This is a genomic window from Pseudomonas chlororaphis subsp. chlororaphis, from assembly GCF_003945765.1.
Taxonomy (GTDB): Bacteria; Pseudomonadota; Gammaproteobacteria; order Pseudomonadales; family Pseudomonadaceae; genus Aquipseudomonas; species Aquipseudomonas chlororaphis.
This window is the reverse complement of sequence record NZ_CP027712.1, coordinates 5,158,502-5,176,465: the sequence shown is the minus strand read 5'-3', so window position 1 is coordinate 5,176,465 and position 17,964 is coordinate 5,158,502. Positions and strand designations below refer to the sequence as shown.

Below are 17,964 nucleotides of genomic sequence, written 5' to 3'. Positions count from 1 at the left end.
CGTATTGTGTGGCGCAAATCGTTGGACAATCCTGCCGTTAAAGCCTCCAGCAGTTTAAACTGCGCCTTTGCGACGCTATTTGTCGCATTGCCGTAAACCCGCGTAAAACCGGGGTTGGCGCTATAAGAAGTTGTCGCTTGGCGACAAGGCCGGGCAGAAAACTGTCCTTACAATCCCCCCATCGCTCGCCAGTTTCAGGCAGGCGTTCCTCTTCAGGAGACTCCGATGTCCGTTGAGCAAGCTCCGGTGCAACGCGCCGATTTCGATCAGGTCATGGTTCCCAACTATGCACCTGCGGCTTTCATTCCTGTGCGTGGCGCGGGCTCCCGAGTCTGGGATCAGTCGGGCCGAGAGCTGATCGACTTTGCCGGCGGGATCGCGGTCAACGTACTGGGCCACGCCCATCCGGCGCTGGTCGCGGCGCTGACCGAGCAGGCCAACAAGCTGTGGCATGTATCCAACGTCTTTACCAACGAGCCGGCCCTGCGCCTGGCCCACAAGCTGGTCGATGCCACCTTTGCCGAGCGCGCGTTCTTCTGCAACTCCGGGGCCGAGGCCAACGAGGCCGCCTTCAAGCTGGCCCGTCGTGTCGCTTTCGACCGTTTCGGCGCGGAAAAATACGAAATCATCGCGGCCCTCAACAGCTTCCACGGTCGCACCCTGTTCACCGTGAACGTCGGCGGCCAGTCGAAATACTCCGATGGCTTCGGTCCTAAAATCACCGGTATCACCCACGTTCCTTACAACGATCTGGCGGCATTGAAAGCGGCGATTTCGGACAAGACCTGCGCGGTGGTACTGGAGCCGATCCAGGGCGAAGGCGGCGTGTTGCCGGCCGAGCAGGCTTACCTGCAAGGCGCCCGCGAGCTGTGCGACGCGCACAACGCGCTGCTGGTGTTCGACGAAGTGCAGACCGGCATGGGCCGCAGCGGCGAGCTGTTCGCCTATATGCACTACGGCGTGACCCCGGACATCCTGACCAGCGCCAAGAGCCTGGGCGGCGGTTTCCCGATTGCTGCGATGCTGACCACCGAGGCGCTGGCCAAGCACCTGGTGGTCGGTACCCACGGCACCACCTACGGCGGCAACCCGCTGGCATGCGCGGTGGCCGGCGCGGTGATCGACGTGATCAACACGCCCGAAGTGCTGAACGGTGTGAAGGCCAAGCACGATCGCTTCAAGACCCGCCTGCTGCAGATCGGCGAGAAGTACGGCCTGTTCACCGAAGTGCGTGGCCTGGGCCTGCTGCTCGGTTGCGTGCTCAGCGATGTCTGGAAAGGCAAGGCCAAGGACGTGTTCAACGCCGCTGAAAAAGAAAACCTGATGATCCTCCAGGCCGGCCCGGACGTGGTGCGTTTCGCCCCGAGCCTGGTGGTTGAGGAAGCGGACATCGAAGAAGGCCTGCAGCGCTTCGAGCGCGCGGTCGCCAAGCTGACCCAGGCCTGATTCGGGCCGCGGTACTTCTCGGCGCTTGTCTGCAGGGCAAGCGTCGAGCCTCATTTTCGGTGCCGGGCTGTCCCGGCATTTTTTTCCCTGAGTCGGCCTCCTGGCCGGCCTGTTTCGAGTAAGGAGTGACACCATGCTGGTGATGCGCCCCGCGCAAATGGCTGATCTGGGCGAGGTACAGCGTCTGGCTGCGGACAGCCCGATTGGTGTCACTTCCTTGCCGGATGACGTGGAACGCCTGAGCGACAAGATCGCCGCAAGCGAGGCTTCGTTCGCCGCCGAGGTGAGCTTCAATGGCGAGGAGAGCTATTTCTTCGTCCTTGAGGACACCGAAACCGGCAAGCTGGTCGGTTGCTCGGCCATCGTCGCCTCGGCCGGTTATTCCGAGCCGTTCTACAGCTTCCGTAACGAGACTTTCGTGCACGCCTCCCGCGAGCTGAAGATCCACAACAAGATCCACGTGCTCTCCCAGTGCCACGACCTGACTGGCAACAGCCTGCTGACCAGCTTCTATGTGGTCCCGGAACTGGTGGGTTCGCCGTGGTCGGAACTCAATTCTCGCGGTCGCCTGCTGTTCGTCGCCAGCCACCCGGAGCGTTTCGCCGATTCGGTGGTGACCGAGATCGTTGGCTACAGCGATGAGAATGGCGACTCGCCGTTCTGGGATGCCATCGGTCGCAACTTCTTCGACCTCAACTACGCCGCCGCCGAGCGTCTGTGCGGGCTGAAAAGCCGCACCTTCCTCGCCGAGCTGATGCCGCATTACCCGATCTATGTGCCGCTGCTGCCGGATGCCGCGCAGGAAGCCATGGGCCAGGTGCACCCGCGGGCGCAGATCACCTTCGACATCCTGATGCGCGAAGGCTTCGAGACCGACCATTACATCGACATCTTCGACGGTGGCCCGACCCTGCACGCCCGGGTCTCGGGGATCCGCTCGATCGCCCAGAGCCGCGTGGTGCCGGTGAAGATCGGCGAGGTCGCCAAGGGCGGCGGACGCCAGTACCTGGTCGCCAATGCGCAGTTGCAGGATTACCGCGCGGTGATGCTGGAGCTGGATTACGCGCCGGGCAAACCGGTGACCCTGGATCTGCAAGCGGCCGAAGCCCTGGGCGTCGGCGAAGGTGCCAGCGTGCGCCTGGTGGCGGTTTAACGGCTGCGGCAAATGCCGGAAGAATCCTGGAAAGCAGCGAGTTTCGCGGGGGCCGTCAGCGGCGCCCGTCTGAGGAGATAGCATGATCGTTCGTCCCGTACGCAGCAGCGACTTACCCGCTCTGATCGACCTGGCCCGCAGCACCGGCACTGGCCTTACCACCTTGCCGGCCAACGAAGAACGCCTGAAACACCGCGTGGGCTGGGCGGAAAAGACCTTCCGTGGCGAAGCCGAGCGGGGCGATGCGGATTACCTGTTCGTGCTCGAGGACGACAACGGCCGCGTGGTGGGGATTTCCGCGATCGCCGGCGCCGTTGGCCTGCGCGAGCCCTGGTACAACTTCCGGGTCGGCCTGACCGTCAGCGCCTCCCAGGAGCTGAACATCTACCGCGAGATTCCGACGCTGTTCCTGGCCAACGACCTGACCGGCAATTCCGAGCTGTGCTCGCTGTTCCTGCATGCCGATTACCGCACCGGCCTCAACGGCCGCATGCTGGCCAAGGCACGCATGCTGTTCATCGCCGAATTCCCGCAGTTGTTCGGCAACAAGATCATCGCCGAGATGCGCGGCATGTCCGATGAAGCCGGGCGCTCGCCATTCTGGGAAAGCCTGGGCCGGCACTTCTTCAAGATGGAATTCAGCCAGGCCGACTACCTGACTGGCGTGGGCAACAAGGCGTTCATCGCCGAACTGATGCCGAAGTTCCCTCTGTACACCTGCTTCCTCTCCGAAGGCGCGCGCAACGTGATCGGCAAGGTGCACACCGATACCGAGCCGGCGCTGGCCATGCTCAAGAGCGAGGGCTTCAGCTACCAGGGTTACGTCGACATCTTCGACGCCGGCCCGGCGGTGGAGTGCGAAACCGCCAAGATCCGCGCGGTGCGCGACAGCCAGGCGCTGGTGTTGGCCATCGGCACGCCGGGCGACGACGCCACGCCTTTCCTGATTCATAACCGCAAGCGCGAGGATTGCCGGATCACCGCCGCACCCGCGCGCTTCGCGTCGGGCACCCTGGTGGTTGATGCACTGACCGCCAAACGCCTGCAACTCAATGCGGGCGATCAGGTCCGTGCCGTTGCGCTGTCTGCTTCCCGGGAGTCGAAATAATGAACACGCTGTACATCGCAGGCCAATGGCTGCCAGGCCAGGGCGAAGCCTTTGAATCCTTGAATCCGGTGACCCAGCAGGTGCTGTGGTCGGGCAACGGCGCCACCGTCGCCCAGGTTGAAAGTGCGGTGCAGGCCGCGCGCCAGGCATTCCCGGCCTGGGCCAAGCGGTCGCTGGACGAGCGGATCGCGGTGCTGGAAGCCTTTGCCGCCAGCCTGAAAAGCCATGCCGACGAACTGGCCCGCTGCATCGGCGAGGAAACCGGCAAGCCGCTGTGGGAAGCCGCCACCGAAGTGACCAGCATGGTCAACAAGATCGCGATTTCGGTGCAGAGCTACCGTGAACGCACCGGTGAGAAGAGCGGCCCGCTGGGCGACGCCACCGCGGTATTGCGCCACAAGCCCCATGGCGTGGTGGCGGTGTTCGGCCCTTACAACTTTCCAGGCCATCTGCCTAACGGGCATATCGTTCCTGCGCTGCTGGCGGGTAACAGCGTGCTGTTCAAGCCCAGCGAGCTGACCCCGAAAGTCGCCGAGCTGACCGTCAAGTGCTGGATCGAAGCCGGCCTGCCGGTGGGCGTTCTGAACCTGCTGCAAGGTGCGCGGGAAACCGGCATCGCCCTGGCTGCCAACCCGGGGATCGACGGTCTGTTCTTCACCGGTTCCAGTCGTACCGGCAATCACCTGCACCAGCAGTTCGCCGGCCGCCCGGACAAGATCCTCGCGCTGGAGATGGGCGGTAACAATCCGCTGGTGGTGGACCAGGTCGCGGACCTGGACGCGGCGGTCTACACCATCATCCAGTCGGCCTTCATTTCCGCCGGCCAGCGTTGCACCTGCGCACGCCGCCTGCTGGTGCCGCAAGGCGCCTGGGGCGATCAGTTGCTGGAGCGCCTGGTGGCGGTCAGCTCGACCATCGAGGTCGGTGCGTTTGACCAGCAGCCGGCACCGTTCATGGGCTCGGTGATTTCCCTTGGCGCGGCCCGCGCGCTGATGCAGGCCCAGGAAAACCTGTTGGCCAATGGCGCCGTGGCGCTGCTGGAAATGACCCAGCCGCAGGCCCAGGCCGCGCTGTTGACCCCGGGCATTCTCGACGTGACCGCCGTGGCCGAGCGCCCGGACGAAGAACTGTTCGGCCCCTTGCTGCAAGTGATTCGCTACGCCGATTTCGCAGCGGCGATCGCCGAGGCCAACGACACCCAATACGGTCTGGCGGCGGGTCTGCTGTCGGATTCCGAGGTGCGTTACCAGCAGTTCTGGCTGGAAAGCCGGGCCGGTATCGTCAACTGGAACAAGCAGCTGACCGGTGCCGCGAGCAGCGCGCCGTTCGGCGGTGTGGGTGCCTCGGGCAACCATCGCGCCAGTGCCTATTACGCGGCGGATTACTGCGCGTACCCGGTGGCGTCGCTGGAAGCCTCGAGCCTGACCTTGCCGAGCGCGCTGACGCCGGGTGTACGCCTGGGGTGATGGGTTGCGCCGCAGATTGCTGGAAGGTCTTGTGGACCTTATCGCAGCCTGCGAAGCGGCTACAGAGAGCGGCGGGGCGTCGGTGGTTGTGGTAACCCTGTAGCCGCTGCCGCAGGCTGCGATCGTCCCGCGAAGCGGGCGCCGACGGCCTCAAGACATGTACTGATACCGATGCCTATAACAACAGATTCTCGTGGAGCCTCGCTGATGAAATCCTATGAAGTCAATTTCGACGGTCTAGTGGGGCCTACCCATAACTACGGCGGCCTGTCCTACGGCAACGTCGCGTCCCAGAGCAACAGCCAGCAGTCTTCCAACCCCAGGGAGGCCGCGCTGCAGGGCCTGGCGAAAATGAAAGCGCTGATGGAAATGGGTTTCCAACAAGGCGTGCTGGCACCCCAGGAACGCCCGGACGTGGCCGCCCTGCGTCGGCTGGGTTTTGCCGGCAGCGATGCGCAGGTCATCGAGCGCGCCGCCAAGGATGCGATGCCGCTGCTGGTCGCCAGTTGCTCGGCGTCGAGCATGTGGGTGGCCAACGCCGCCACGGTCAGCCCGAGCGCCGACACCGCTGACGGTCGCGTGCATTTCACCGCCGCCAACCTGAACTGCAAATATCACCGCAGCATCGAGCACCCGACCACCAGTCGCGTGCTGGGGGCGATGTTCGCCGACCAGAAACACTTCGCCCATCACGCGGCGTTGCCGGCGGTGGCGCAGTTCGGCGATGAAGGCGCGGCCAACCATACCCGTTTCTGCCGCGACTATGGCCAGGCCGGTGTCGAGTTCTTCGTCTTCGGGCGCAGCGCCTTCGATACCCGCTACCCGGCACCGCAGAAGTACCCGGCGCGCCAGACCCTGGAAGCCTCGCTGGCCGTCGCCCGGCTGCACGGCCTGAGCAACGACGGTGTGGTGTATGCCCAGCAGAACCCGTCGGTGATCGACCAGGGTGTGTTCCACAACGATGTGATCGCGGTGGGTAACGGCGAAGTGCTGTTCTATCACGAGGACGCATTCCTCGAGACCGACAAGATGCTCGCCGAGCTGCAGGCCAAGCTGGGCAAGTGTGGCGGCAACTTCCAGTCGATCTGTGTGCCGCGCTCGCAGGTCACGGTGGAAGACGCGGTGCGTTCCTACCTGTTCAACAGCCAGTTGCTGTCCCGCGCCGATGGCTCGATGCTGCTGATCGTGCCGGAAGAGTGCCGCGGCAACGAGCGTGTCTGGCAGTACCTGCAAAGCCTGACCAGCTCCGGCGGCCTGATCCGCGAAGTGAAAGTCTTCGACCTCAAGCAGAGCATGCAGAACGGCGGTGGCCCGGCGTGCCTGCGGCTACGGGTCGCGCTCAATCAAACCGAGCTGGCGGCGGTCAACCCAGGGGTTATCATGACTGCGCCGTTGTACGGCACGCTGACCCAATGGGTCGACAGGCACTACCGCGACCGCCTGAGCGAAAACGATCTGGCGGACCCGCAATTGCTGCTTGAGTGCCGGACGGCACTGGATGAACTGACGCAAATCCTTAAACTGGGCGCGGTTTATCCATTCCAGATCAATTAAAAGCCCGCGCCTGCTTCTGCTGATCCAGGCGCGCCGCTTTACCTCCAGATGAGAGCGTAATAAATGAGCGATACCCTGCAGCTGATCCTTGAAGACACCGACGGCACTCAACTGGAAACTTCCTGCACCCGCGTTGCCGTGATGTGGCAAGGCAAGGAACTGTGGATCCAGCAGGACGGCCGTGGCCAGCTGCTGATCGGCGTGGACGTCGAGGAAGGCGACGAAGAATACGCCAACCTGCTGCTGCGCCCATTGGCGACTAATCTGGTAAGTCTGCAACTGGAAATGGAACCGGCCGACGCTGGTGACGACGATCACGTGCACGGCCCTGACTGCCAGCACGACCATTAAGGAATAACGTTCTATGCTCGCCCTCGGCAAACTGCTTGAACTGACCCTCGCCGGTCGTGAACCGGCGGAGAAGACTCAACTGACTGTCGACGGCGTGCGGATGCGCTGGCTGAGCGAAGGTGCGCTGGAAGTCCGGCCACCCCAGGCGCGGGACAATGGCATGGATGTGCTGTTGTCGGCCGGCATCCACGGCAACGAGACGGCACCGATCGAGTTGCTCGACCGTCTGTTGCACGACATCGCCCGCGGCGACCTCAAGCCGTGCGCACGCATTCTGTTCCTGTTCGGCAACCCCGAGGCCATGCGCCGCGGCGAGCGTTTTATCGAGCAGGACATCAACCGGCTGTTCAATGGCCGTCATGAACAAAGCAGCGGCAACGAAGCCTTGCGCGCCTGCGAGCTGGAGCGCCTGGCGGCGAGTTTCTTCAGCCTGCCGGAGCGTACCCGCCTGCACTACGACCTGCACACGGCGATCCGCGGTTCGAAGATCGAACAGTTCGCCCTGTATCCGTGGAAGGAAGGTCGCCAGCACTCGCGCCGGGAACTGGCGCGCCTGCGGGCCGCGGGCATGCAGGCGGTGCTGCTGCAGAACAAACCGTCCATCGTGTTCAGCTCCTATACCTACGACAAGCTGGACGCCGAGTCTTTCACCCTGGAGCTGGGCAAGGCCCGGCCGTTCGGGCAGAACCAGGGGGTGAATGTCGAGCGTCTGGAAACCCGTCTCAAGCAGATCATCGAAGGCCGCGAACCGCCCATGACGGAGGAGAAGCTGGATGGCTTGCAGCTGTTCAGCGTCGCTCGGGAAATCATCAAGCACAGCGATACCTTCCACCTGCATCTGCCGGCGGACATCGAGAACTTCTCCGAATTGGAAGTGGGTTACCTGCTGGCCGACGACATCGCCCAGACCCGCTGGATAGTCGAGGAGGAGGGTGCGCGGATCATTTTCCCCAACCCCAAGGTGAAGAACGGCCTGCGTGCCGGGATCCTGATCGTGCCGACCACGGCTGACGGCCTGGCCTGATACGGCAATCTGTAGCCGCTGCCGAAGGCTGCGATCGACCGCGTAGCGGGCGCCGCTTTTGAGGTTGATTAGAAGGCCCTGCGGGCCTTATCGCAGCCTGCAGTAGCGGCCACAAAAAGCATCGCGAGCCAGCTCGATCCCTGTAGGAGCGAGCTGGCTCGCGATTTTGCTTTCAGCGTCTGGCGCTTACACCGCTACCCGCTGCTCGTGACGACGCAGGGCGCGAGTCTTGTGCAGGGTGTCGGCGCAGGTCTTCGCGGCTTCCTGGCCCTTGTGCACGAAATGCTCGAAGAAGAACTTCTGATGTTCTTCACCAGCGTGGAAGTGGTGCGGGGTCAAGACCACCGAGAACACCGGCACTTCGGTTTCCAGCTGGACCTGCATCAGGCCGCTGATCACCGACTGGGCGACGAATTCGTGGCGGTAGATACCGCCGTCCACCACCAGGCCCGCGGCGACGATGCCGGCATAACGACCGGACTTGGCCAGCAGCTTGGCGTGCAGTGGAATTTCAAAGGCGCCGCCGACTTCGAAGAAGTCGATATCACTTTCCTGATAACCCTGGGCGAGCATTTCGCTGACGAACCCTTTGCGGCTCTGGTCGACGATTTCCTTGTGCCAGCAGGCCTGGATAAACGCCACGCGTTCGCCGTGATGCTGTTTGCTTTTGCTATCGATTGCGGTGGGTTGCATCTGTTCTGACTCCTGTTTGTATGAAAAACAGGGCGTTATGAATCGAAAGGGATTTAAGGGTACGTACAGGCCTGGCGCACAAGCAGCCATGCGCAGGTCTGTGGACGGCCCTTTGGCACCAATCCCGTTCTCTCTTCATCCGGACTATGACCGTCGGCCCCGGGATCACACCGGGTCTGCTGACCTTGCCGTCATTGGCCGCCGAAGCGGTGCCTGTCGCCAAGCGCTCGCGGGCTATGCGCATTGCGCGCAATTACCGCCGGTGGGGAATTGCACCCCGCCCTGAGAACGTTGCCACCGGGCTTTGCGGCGGCGGTGAGTTTGTAACACATATTTTTCGGCGGTGCATTGCGGCGTTTGGATGATAAACATCGGTTTTTCATGTCCAACGCTGGGCTTTTCCCGGGCGGGCCTTGATAAATCTCGGTTGTGCCCGTAGTAATTCAGTTCGAAAGAATTTCCCTATCCGCAGCGACGTTCGCGTCCCCTTGCCGAGGCCTGATTCATGAGCGTTATCGATCTTCGTAGTGACACCGTTACCCAACCCACGGCAGGCATGCTGGAAGCTATGGCCACGGCGGCCACGGGCGATGATGTCTACGGCGAAGATCCAACGGTCAACCGCCTGGAAGCTGAACTGGCGCAGCGCCTGGGGTTCGCCGAAGCGCTGTTCGTGCCGACCGGCACCATGAGCAACCTGCTGGGCTTGATGGCCCATTGTGAGCGTGGCGACGAATACATCGTCGGCCAGCAGGCGCATACCTATAAGTACGAGGGTGGCGGCGCGGCGGTGCTGGGTTCGATCCAGCCACAGCCGCTGGAAGTCCAGGCCGACGGCTCGCTGGATCTGGCCCAAGTGGCCGCGGCGATCAAGCCGGATGATTTCCACTTTGCCCGTACCCGCCTGCTGGCGCTGGAAAACACCATGCAGGGCAAGGTGCTGCCATTGAGCTATCTGGCGCAGGCCCGGGCCTTCACCCGTGAGCATGGCCTGGCCCTGCACCTGGACGGCGCGCGGCTGTACAACGCGGCGGTCAAGCTGGGTGTCGATGCGCGGCAGATCACCCAGCACTTCGATTCGGTTTCGGTGTGCCTGTCCAAGGGCCTGGGTGCGCCGGTGGGCTCGGTGCTGTGCGGTTCGGCGCAGCTGATCGGCAAGGCCAGGCGCCTGCGCAAGATGGTCGGCGGTGGCATGCGCCAGGCCGGAATCCTGGCTGCGGCGGGCCTGTATGCGCTCGATCATCACGTAGCGCGCCTGGCCGATGACCACGCCAATGCCCAGTTGCTGGCGGAGGGGCTGCGTGAGGCGGGCTATGACGTCGAGCCGGTGCAGACCAACATGGTCTATGTCGCGATGGGGGACAGGGCAGAAGCGCTCAAGGCCTTCGCCGGCGAACGCGGGATCAGGCTGAGCGCCGCGTCGCGGCTGCGGATGGTCACCCATATGGACGTCAGTCGTGCACAAATCGAGCAGGTCGTCGGGACTTTTATCGATTTTTCCCGCAACTGACAGTGTTAGCCGTCCAATTGACCGTCTCTATCGTATAAACACGCTGTACCCCAAGCTCAGGGCCGATATAATGCGGCCCTTTGCCGTCGTTTCGTCTGATGACGTTTCGCACAGGCCTTTGGCCGCAGTCTCCGTGGAAGAACCTAATGAAAAGCGCAGAAATCCGTGAAGCCTTCCTTCGCTTCTTCGAAGAGCAAGGCCACACCCGTGTAGCCTCCAGCTCTTTGATTCCGGGCAACGACCCAACCCTGCTGTTCACCAACGCGGGGATGAACCAGTTCAAGGACTGCTTCCTGGGCCAGGAAAAGCGCGCCTATACCCGCGCCGTAAGCAGCCAGAAATGCGTACGCGCCGGCGGCAAGCACAACGACCTGGAAAACGTCGGTTACACCGCCCGTCACCACACGTTCTTCGAAATGCTGGGCAACTTCAGTTTCGGCGATTACTTCAAGCGTGACGCCATCACTTTCGCCTGGACGTTCCTGACCTCCGACAAGTGGCTGAACCTGCCGAAAGAAAAGCTCTGGGTCACCGTCTACGCCAGCGATGACGAGGCCTATGACATCTGGACCAAGGAAGTCGGGGTTCCGGCCGAGCGCATGGTCCGTATCGGCGACAACAAGGGCGCGCCATACGCCTCCGACAACTTCTGGACCATGGGCGATACCGGCCCGTGCGGTCCTTGCACCGAGATTTTCTACGATCACGGCGCCGACATCTGGGGTGGCCCACCGGGCTCGCCGGAAGAGGACGGCGACCGTTATATCGAGATCTGGAACAACGTATTCATGCAGTTCAACCGCACCGCCGATGGTGTGTTGCATCCGTTGCCAGCGCCGTCGGTGGACACCGGCATGGGCCTGGAACGGATCAGTGCGGTCCTGCAGCACGTTCACTCGAACTATGAAATCGACCTGTTCCAGAGCCTGCTGAACGCGGCGGCCAAGGCCATCGGTTGCACCAACGATGCCCAGGCGTCTTTGAAAGTCGTGGCCGACCACATCCGTTCCTGCGGCTTCCTGATCGCCGACGGCGTGCTGCCTTCCAACGAAGGCCGCGGTTATGTCCTGCGTCGCATCATTCGCCGCGCTTGCCGTCACGGCAACAAGCTGGGCGCCAAGGGCAGCTTCTTCTATCAGATCGTGGCCGCGCTGGTCGCCGAGATGGGCGAAGCCTTCCCGGAACTGAAATCCCAGCAGGCGCACATCGAGCGCGTGCTGAAAGCCGAAGAAGAGCAGTTCGCCAAGACCCTGGAGCAGGGCCTGAAGATCCTCGAGCAGGACCTGGCCGAACTCAAAGGCACGGTGGTACCGGGCGACGTGGTGTTCAAGCTGTATGACACCTACGGTTTCCCTATGGACCTGACTGGCGACATCGCCCGTGAGCGCGAACTGACCCTCGACGAGGAAGGTTTCGAGCGCGAGATGGAAGCCCAGCGCGTACGTGCCCGTTCCGCCAGCTCCTTCGGCATGGACTACAACAGCCTGGTCAAGGTCGATGTGGCCACCGAATTCACCGGTTATCACGCCACCAGTGGTTCGGCCAAGGTGGTTGCTCTTTATAAGGAAGGGCAATCGGTCGACGTGCTGAGTGAAGGCGAAGAGGGCGTGGTTGTTCTCGACCAGACGCCTTTCTACGCCGAGTCGGGCGGCCAGATCGGCGACTGCGGTTACCTGCAAGCGGGTAACGCGCGTTTCGACGTGCGCGATACCACCAAGACCGGCGGTGCTTTCCTGCACCACGGCGTCTTGGCCAGCGGCAGCCTGACCGTTGGTGCACCGGTGCAAACCCAGGTGGATGCCGAGGTGCGTCACGCCACTTCGTTGAACCACTCGGCCACCCATTTGCTGCACGCCGCTCTGCGCCAGGTGCTGGGCGAGCATGTACAGCAGAAGGGTTCGCTGGTCGACAGTCAGCGCCTGCGTTTCGACTTCAGCCATTTCGAAGCGATCAAGCCTGAGCAGATCAAGGCCCTGGAAGATATCGTCAACGCCGAGATTCGCAAGAACACCGCGGTGGAAACCGAAGAAACCGATATCGACACCGCCAAGCAGAAAGGCGCCATGGCGCTGTTCGGCGAGAAGTACGGCGACAGCGTGCGTGTCCTGAGCATGGGCGGCGATTTCTCCGTTGAACTGTGTGGCGGTATCCACGCCAACCGCACCGGTGATATCGGCCTTTTGAAAATCATCAGCGAAGGTGGCGTCGCTTCGGGTGTACGCCGTATCGAAGCCGTCACTGGTGCCGCGGCACTGGCGTACCTGAACGCTGCGGAAGAGCAACTCAAGGAAGCGGCGACCCTGGTCAAGGGCAGCCGTGACAACCTGATCGACAAGCTGTCGGCCGTGCTGGAGCGCAACCGTCTGCTGGAAAAACAGCTCGAGCAGCTGCAGGCCAAGGCCGCCAGTGCCGCTGGCGACGACCTGTCGGCGCAGGCGCTGGATGTCAAAGGCGCGAAAGTGCTGGCGGCGCGCCTGGACGGTCAGGACGGCAAGGCGCTGTTGGCGCTGGTCGATCAGTTGAAAAACAAACTCGGTCGCGCAGTGATCCTGCTCGGCAGTGTCCATGAGGAAAAGGTCGTACTGGTTGCGGGCGTAACCAAGGACCTGACTGGCCAACTCAAAGCCGGTGATTTGATGAAGCAAGCCGCTGCGGCAGTGGGCGGGAAGGGCGGTGGTCGTCCGGACATGGCGCAGGGCGGCGGTGTCGATGCCGCTGCGCTGGATGCCGCGCTGGCCCTGACCGTTCCGTTTGTCGAGCAGGGGATTTAAGGTTCCAAGCCGAGCCCGTCGTCTAGTGGCGGGCTTTGGAGCTGCGCAGTTTGATTGATTAATGGGCGCCCCTTTACGGGCTGAGGCGGCTTAGAAATGGCTTTGATCGTACAGAAATTTGGAGGTACCTCGGTCGGTTCCGTCGAAAGAATCGAGCAGGTCGCCGACAAGGTGAAAAAATTCCGCGAAGCCGGTGACGACCTGGTGGTTGTGCTGTCGGCCATGAGCGGCGAAACCAACCGTCTGATCGACCTTGCCAAGCAAATCAGCGGCGACGGTCAGCCGGTTCCTCGCGAGCTGGACGTGATCGTTTCCACCGGTGAGCAGGTGACGATCGCACTGCTGGCCATGGCGCTGATCAAGCGCGGCGTGCCGGCAGTCTCCTATACCGGCAACCAGGTGCGGATTCTGACCGATAGCGCGCACAATAAAGCACGCATTTTGCAGATCGACGATCAGAAAATTCGCGGTGACCTGAAGGCTGGTCGCGTGGTTGTGGTCGCAGGTTTCCAGGGCGTCGACGAGCACGGCAACATCACTACCCTCGGTCGTGGCGGTTCCGACACCACCGGCGTGGCACTGGCGGCAGCCCTGAAGGCTGACGAATGCCAGATCTACACCGATGTCGACGGCGTCTACACCACCGATCCGCGCGTGGTGTCCGTGGCCCAGCGCCTGGACAAGATCACCTTCGAAGAAATGCTGGAAATGGCCAGCCTGGGTTCCAAGGTGCTGCAGATCCGCGCGGTCGAGTTCGCCGGCAAGTACAACGTTCCGCTGCGCGTACTGCACAGCTTCAAGGAGGGTCCGGGTACCCTCATTACTATTGATGAAGAGGAATCCATGGAACAGCCGATCATTTCCGGCATCGCTTTTAACCGCGATGAAGCCAAGCTGACCATCCGTGGCGTGCCAGACACTCCCGGCGTGGCCTTCAAGATTCTCGGCCCGATCAGTGCCGCGAATATTGAAGTCGACATGATCGTGCAGAACGTTTCGCACGATAACACCACCGACTTCACCTTCACTGTGCACCGCAACGATTACCTGGCAGCCCAGCAAGTGCTGGAAAACACTGCCCGTGAAATCGGCGCCCGGGAAGTGGTAGGCGATACCAAGATCGCCAAGGTCTCGATCGTTGGCGTCGGCATGCGTTCCCACGCGGGTGTTGCCAGCCGCATGTTCGAAGCACTGGCCAAGGAAAGCATCAACATCCAGATGATCTCGACCTCGGAAATCAAGGTTTCCGTGGTGATCGAAGAGAAGTACCTGGAACTGGCTGTGCGCGCTCTGCACACGGCTTTCGAACTGGACGCTCCGGCCCGACAGGGCGAGTGATGCGTTGCCCGAAGGGCGCGGTTTACCGCGCCCTTTGTTTTTTTGATCGGCGTGACAGAAAACTGTTCTTTTGCTCGCGCTAGTCAATACTTAGGCGTGTAGGGCTACGGCCGTCCTGGTTGTAGGTCGATACCCTTTTTTTTGCAGACTGTTGTCCCTGAAATGAAATGCGTGAGGAGAAAGGTATGCTGATTCTGACTCGTCGGTGCGCAGAAAGCCTGATTATTGGTGATGGCGAAATCACCGTGACCGTGCTTGGCGTCAAAGGAAATCAAGTGCGTATCGGTGTCAACGCCCCTAAAGAGGTAGCGGTGCACCGGGAAGAAATTTACCTGCGGATAAAGAAAGAGAAGGACGAAGAACCAAGCCATTAATTTTTATCGTTTTTTTTGTTTGCAAACGGGGAGAAAGCTGGTTAATATACGCCCCGTGTTGCGGAGAGCTGGCCGAGTGGCCGAAGGCGCTCCCCTGCTAAGGGAGTACACCTCAAAAGGGTGTCGGGGGTTCGAATCCCCCGTTCTCCGCCATTATTTGCTTAGTTCGTTGTAATCTGGCTTCTTCTGTAAGTTGTTGAAATTACTAGAAAAAGTGCTTTACAAAAAGATTTAACGGCCTATAATGCGCGGCAACAAATGCACTCGTAGCTCAGCTGGATAGAGTACTCGGCTACGAACCGAGCGGTCACAGGTTCGAATCCTGTCGAGTGCACCATTTAAGAGTTGTTTGCAGTAATGTGAATAACTTGGCTTCAGCCAGTTGTGGTCTGGTCTAAAAACACAAATTGCACTCGTAGCTCAGCTGGATAGAGTACTCGGCTACGAACCGAGCGGTCACAGGTTCGAATCCTGTCGAGTGCACCATATACCAAGAAGCCCGCATTTATTGCGGGCTTTTTGCTTTCTGCCGTTTGGGTTTTCTCCCTTCTTTATTGGTTCCTCTGTTTGAACGTCGCGATCATTCTCGCGTCGTATTCTGCGTGTGCCTGTCCTTTTGATGTGGCCTTTCGAAAGCTCCCGGCAACTGTGAATCGATAGCGAGAGTGAGTTCCGGGCGCAGTTTTTTCGTCTGGGGTGTGTTTTCTTTTTCGGATGGTGCGTCGCAGCTTTATAGATTCAGCGCTTCTTCAGCTTTGCGCCGCAAGCGCTTGTTCTTGCCATGATTTTTTAACGTTTAAAGCCGTCAAGCGGTGTATGATTGCGCCCGTCAGCCCCGCCGGGGCTTGTGGAATACCTCCATGGACTTACCCAGTAGTTACTCAGTATCCCGTTTTTACAATCATGAATTGACTGATTGATCCTTCCGGCGTGCTCCTCTGCTGGGAGTGGAGTTCGCCTATGACCGAAGTAGAAGTAAAGAAAACACAAGACAGCCTGCAGGATCGCCTCGCTCAAGTCGTTGAGCTGCTGCAGCGCCAGCGGGTGGTCGAAGACCTGACTCATCGTCAGGAAGGTCATCATCAGGATCGGGTCGAGAACTTGGTCCACCGGCAAAACCTTGTCGAGCTGCAACGCAAGCTCGACGATCTGCACTCTGCCGACGTTGCCTATATCCTTGAAGCCTTGCCGCTCGACGAGCGTCTGACTGTCTGGCAGTTGGTCAAGGCCGAGCGTGACGGCGACATCCTGCTCGAAGTATCCGATTCCGTACGTGAAACCCTGATCGCCGACATGGACGATCATGAGCTCCTGGCTGCTGCCAAGGAGATGGACGCCGACGAACTTGCTGACCTGGCCCCCGAGCTGCCGCGAGACGTTGTCCATGAGCTGATGGAAGCGTTGGACGGCCAGCAGCGCGAGCGCGTTCGCTCCGCATTGTCGTATGACGAGGAGCAGGTCGGTGCGTTGATGGACTTCGAGATGGTGACCATCCGTGAGGATGTCAGCCTTGAAGTGGTTCTGCGTTATCTGCGTCGCCTCAAAGAGTTGCCAGGCCATACTGACAAGCTGTTCGTCGTCGACTATGACGGCGTGCTCAAAGGTGTGCTGCCCATCAAGCGGTTGCTGGTGAATGATCCGGAGAAACAGGTTTCGGAAGTCATGGCCAGCGACCCGGTAAGTTTCCATCCGGACGAAGATGCCTACGACGCTGCGCAGGCATTCGAGCGCTACGACTTGATTTCGGCACCGGTGGTCGACAAGAACGGCAAATTGATCGGCCGTCTGACCATCGATGAAATGGTCGACCTGATTCGTGAGGAGAGCGAGACCGAAGTCCTCAACATGGCTGGTCTGCGTGAAGAAGAAGATATTTTTGCCTCGGTCTGGCGTTCCCTGCGCAACCGCTGGGCCTGGCTGGCAATCAACCTGATCACCGCATTTGTCGCTTCGCGAGTGATCGGTCTGTTTGAGGGCTCCATCGAAAAGCTGGTGGCCCTGGCGGCCCTGATGCCGATCGTGGCGGGTATTGGCGGCAACTCGGGTAACCAGACCATCACCATGATCGTTCGCGCCATGGCGCTGGACCAGGTCAGCACCGGCAATACCTCGCGTCTGATGCGCAAGGAGCTGGCGGTGGCGTTGATCAACGGCCTGGTCTGGGGCGGAGTCATCGGCGTGGTGGCTTATCTGCTCTACGGCAGCTGGTCGTTGGGTGTGGTGATGACGGCGGCCATGACGCTCAACCTGTTGCTGGCGGCGCTGATGGGGGTTCTGATTCCGATGACGCTGGCGCGCCTGGGGCGCGACCCGGCCATGGGGGCCAGCGTCATGATCACGGCCATGACCGACAGTGGCGGCTTCTTTATCTTCCTTGGGCTGGCCACCATCTTCCTGCTTTGATCCCGCATGCAGCCCCTCTAATGGGGCTGTATCGTTTTCTCCATCCCCTTGCCATCCAGGCTTCTGTGTTTGTAGCGTTCGAGCAGCAAATTTCGCGCAAAAAAAAGCCAGCACAAGGCTGGCTCTAGCTTTCGAGGTCGAATCAGGAAGCGTCTGCGGCCATTTCGGCGTCATGGGCGATCAGCGAAACAAGAGCGTTCTGCTGGCGGTGGGAAAGTTGACGGAAACGTTGAAGCAGTTCGCGTTCATGCAAGGAGAGTTCTGGGCTGTCCAGGCGCATGCTCAACTCTTCACCCAAGGCTCCTTCCTGAATAAGACTCTGTTCCAGGCGCGCGATGATTTCGGAGTTCATGCTGCGGTGATGATTGCGAGCCACCTCGGCAATGCGTTCACGCATCCCGTCGGGTAGACGTACGACGAACTTGTCAGCCGTACGGCTGGAATAAATTGCCTGTTTCAATGGGCGCATATATTTAACCGGTTAGTTCAGGGGAGCGGTTCTCGGAATTGGCCGCGGGATGTCAGTTAGGACAAGCGTTGCTGCCAAATGTTCAACCTGAATTGTTAAGAGGCCCGCATCATGCCTCAAAATAGCCAGATCCTTGGCGTCAATTCTGTGACAAATATTGAACTGGGTAAAGGCGTTATGCCAGCACCAATTATCAGAAATGCGGACTGGTTTGAAAAGATTGCCTGGTCCGCCTATCTGCCCGCGTCCTGATGTCCGATGGTGGTGCGCTTGTGCGTCGCCAGACGGGCATGCATGCGGATCC

14 protein-coding genes, 3 tRNA genes and 1 riboswitch are annotated in these 17,964 nt (G+C 60.8%); of the genes, 15 read left to right on the top strand and 2 right to left on the bottom strand.

Features of this window, described 5'->3' with window-relative positions:
- Positions 1–225 precede the first annotated feature (225 nt).
- The 7 genes from C4K27_RS23275 (at position 226) to astE (ending at position 8,102) form a co-directional block, all read left to right on the top strand.
- Positions 226–1,446, top strand: a complete 1,221-nt coding sequence (locus tag C4K27_RS23275; protein WP_053262296.1) for an aspartate aminotransferase family protein — start codon at positions 226–228, stop codon at positions 1,444–1,446.
- A gap of 133 nt (positions 1,447–1,579) precedes the next feature.
- Positions 1,580–2,599, top strand: a complete 1,020-nt coding sequence (gene aruF, locus C4K27_RS23270) for an arginine/ornithine succinyltransferase subunit alpha (RefSeq protein ID WP_007921551.1) — start codon at positions 1,580–1,582, stop codon at positions 2,597–2,599.
- Positions 2,600–2,681: 82 nt separating this feature from the next.
- Entirely contained in the window at positions 2,682–3,707 is a 1,026-nt protein-coding gene (gene astA / locus C4K27_RS23265; RefSeq protein WP_007921553.1) for an arginine N-succinyltransferase, read from the top strand.
- Entirely contained in the window at positions 3,704–5,173 is a 1,470-nt protein-coding gene (astD, locus tag C4K27_RS23260) for a succinylglutamate-semialdehyde dehydrogenase (RefSeq protein WP_164523782.1), read from the top strand. Before astA ends, astD begins: the two co-directional genes overlap by 4 nt.
- A gap of 207 nt (positions 5,174–5,380) precedes the next feature.
- The gene (astB, locus tag C4K27_RS23255; protein ID WP_053262294.1) at positions 5,381–6,727 is read left to right on the top strand and encodes an N-succinylarginine dihydrolase; all 1,347 of its coding nucleotides are present in this window, start codon (positions 5,381–5,383) and stop codon (positions 6,725–6,727) included.
- Between the two features lie 63 nt (positions 6,728–6,790).
- Complete coding sequence (locus C4K27_RS23250; protein WP_007921560.1) at positions 6,791–7,078, top strand: hypothetical protein; 288 nt, start codon at positions 6,791–6,793, stop codon at positions 7,076–7,078.
- Between the two features lie 13 nt (positions 7,079–7,091).
- Positions 7,092–8,102, top strand: coding sequence for a succinylglutamate desuccinylase (astE, locus tag C4K27_RS23245; protein ID WP_053262293.1), 1,011 nt, complete (start codon positions 7,092–7,094; stop codon positions 8,100–8,102).
- Between the two features lie 186 nt (positions 8,103–8,288).
- Here the strand turns inward: astE and C4K27_RS23240 are convergent, their stop codons facing one another.
- Positions 8,289–8,795 carry a 6,7-dimethyl-8-ribityllumazine synthase gene (locus C4K27_RS23240; RefSeq protein ID WP_053262292.1) on the bottom strand — a complete coding sequence of 169 codons (507 nt, stop codon included), beginning with the start codon at positions 8,793–8,795 and terminating at the stop codon, positions 8,289–8,291.
- A 122-nt stretch (positions 8,796–8,917) separates the two neighbouring features.
- Positions 8,918–9,089, bottom strand: a riboswitch (FMN riboswitch).
- Positions 9,090–9,300: 211 nt separating this feature from the next.
- Here C4K27_RS23240 and ltaE point away from each other — a divergent pair.
- The 8 genes from ltaE to mgtE all read left to right on the top strand — a co-directional run bounded on the left by ltaE (position 9,301) and on the right by mgtE (position 17,191).
- Positions 9,301–10,305: a low-specificity L-threonine aldolase gene (gene ltaE / locus C4K27_RS23235; RefSeq protein WP_053262291.1), complete on the top strand. Its 1,005-nt coding sequence runs from the start codon at positions 9,301–9,303 to the stop codon at positions 10,303–10,305.
- 146 nt (positions 10,306–10,451) lie between these two features.
- Positions 10,452–13,076, top strand: coding sequence for an alanine--tRNA ligase (gene alaS / locus C4K27_RS23230; protein ID WP_053262290.1), 2,625 nt, complete (start codon positions 10,452–10,454; stop codon positions 13,074–13,076).
- A 96-nt stretch (positions 13,077–13,172) separates the two neighbouring features.
- Positions 13,173–14,414, top strand: coding sequence for an aspartate kinase (locus tag C4K27_RS23225; protein WP_007921569.1), 1,242 nt, complete (start codon positions 13,173–13,175; stop codon positions 14,412–14,414).
- Between the two features lie 185 nt (positions 14,415–14,599).
- Positions 14,600–14,788 (top strand): carbon storage regulator CsrA, encoded by a 189-nt coding sequence (csrA, locus tag C4K27_RS23220; protein ID WP_002554426.1) that lies wholly within the window; start codon positions 14,600–14,602, stop codon positions 14,786–14,788.
- A gap of 62 nt (positions 14,789–14,850) precedes the next feature.
- Positions 14,851–14,941: transfer RNA gene (locus C4K27_RS23215), tRNA-Ser, on the top strand.
- A gap of 107 nt (positions 14,942–15,048) precedes the next feature.
- Positions 15,049–15,125: transfer RNA gene (locus C4K27_RS23210), tRNA-Arg, on the top strand.
- Between the two features lie 72 nt (positions 15,126–15,197).
- Positions 15,198–15,274, top strand: a tRNA-Arg gene (locus C4K27_RS23205).
- A 474-nt stretch (positions 15,275–15,748) separates the two neighbouring features.
- On the top strand, positions 15,749–17,191 hold the full coding sequence (gene mgtE / locus C4K27_RS23200) for a magnesium transporter (RefSeq protein ID WP_007921578.1): 1,443 nt from the start codon (positions 15,749–15,751) through the stop codon (positions 17,189–17,191).
- Between the two features lie 142 nt (positions 17,192–17,333).
- Here mgtE and C4K27_RS23195 read toward each other — a convergent pair whose 3' ends face one another.
- The gene (locus C4K27_RS23195) at positions 17,334–17,660 is read right to left on the bottom strand and encodes an Arc family DNA-binding protein (RefSeq protein WP_003178899.1); all 327 of its coding nucleotides are present in this window, start codon (positions 17,658–17,660) and stop codon (positions 17,334–17,336) included.
- Positions 17,661–17,964 lie beyond the last annotated feature (304 nt).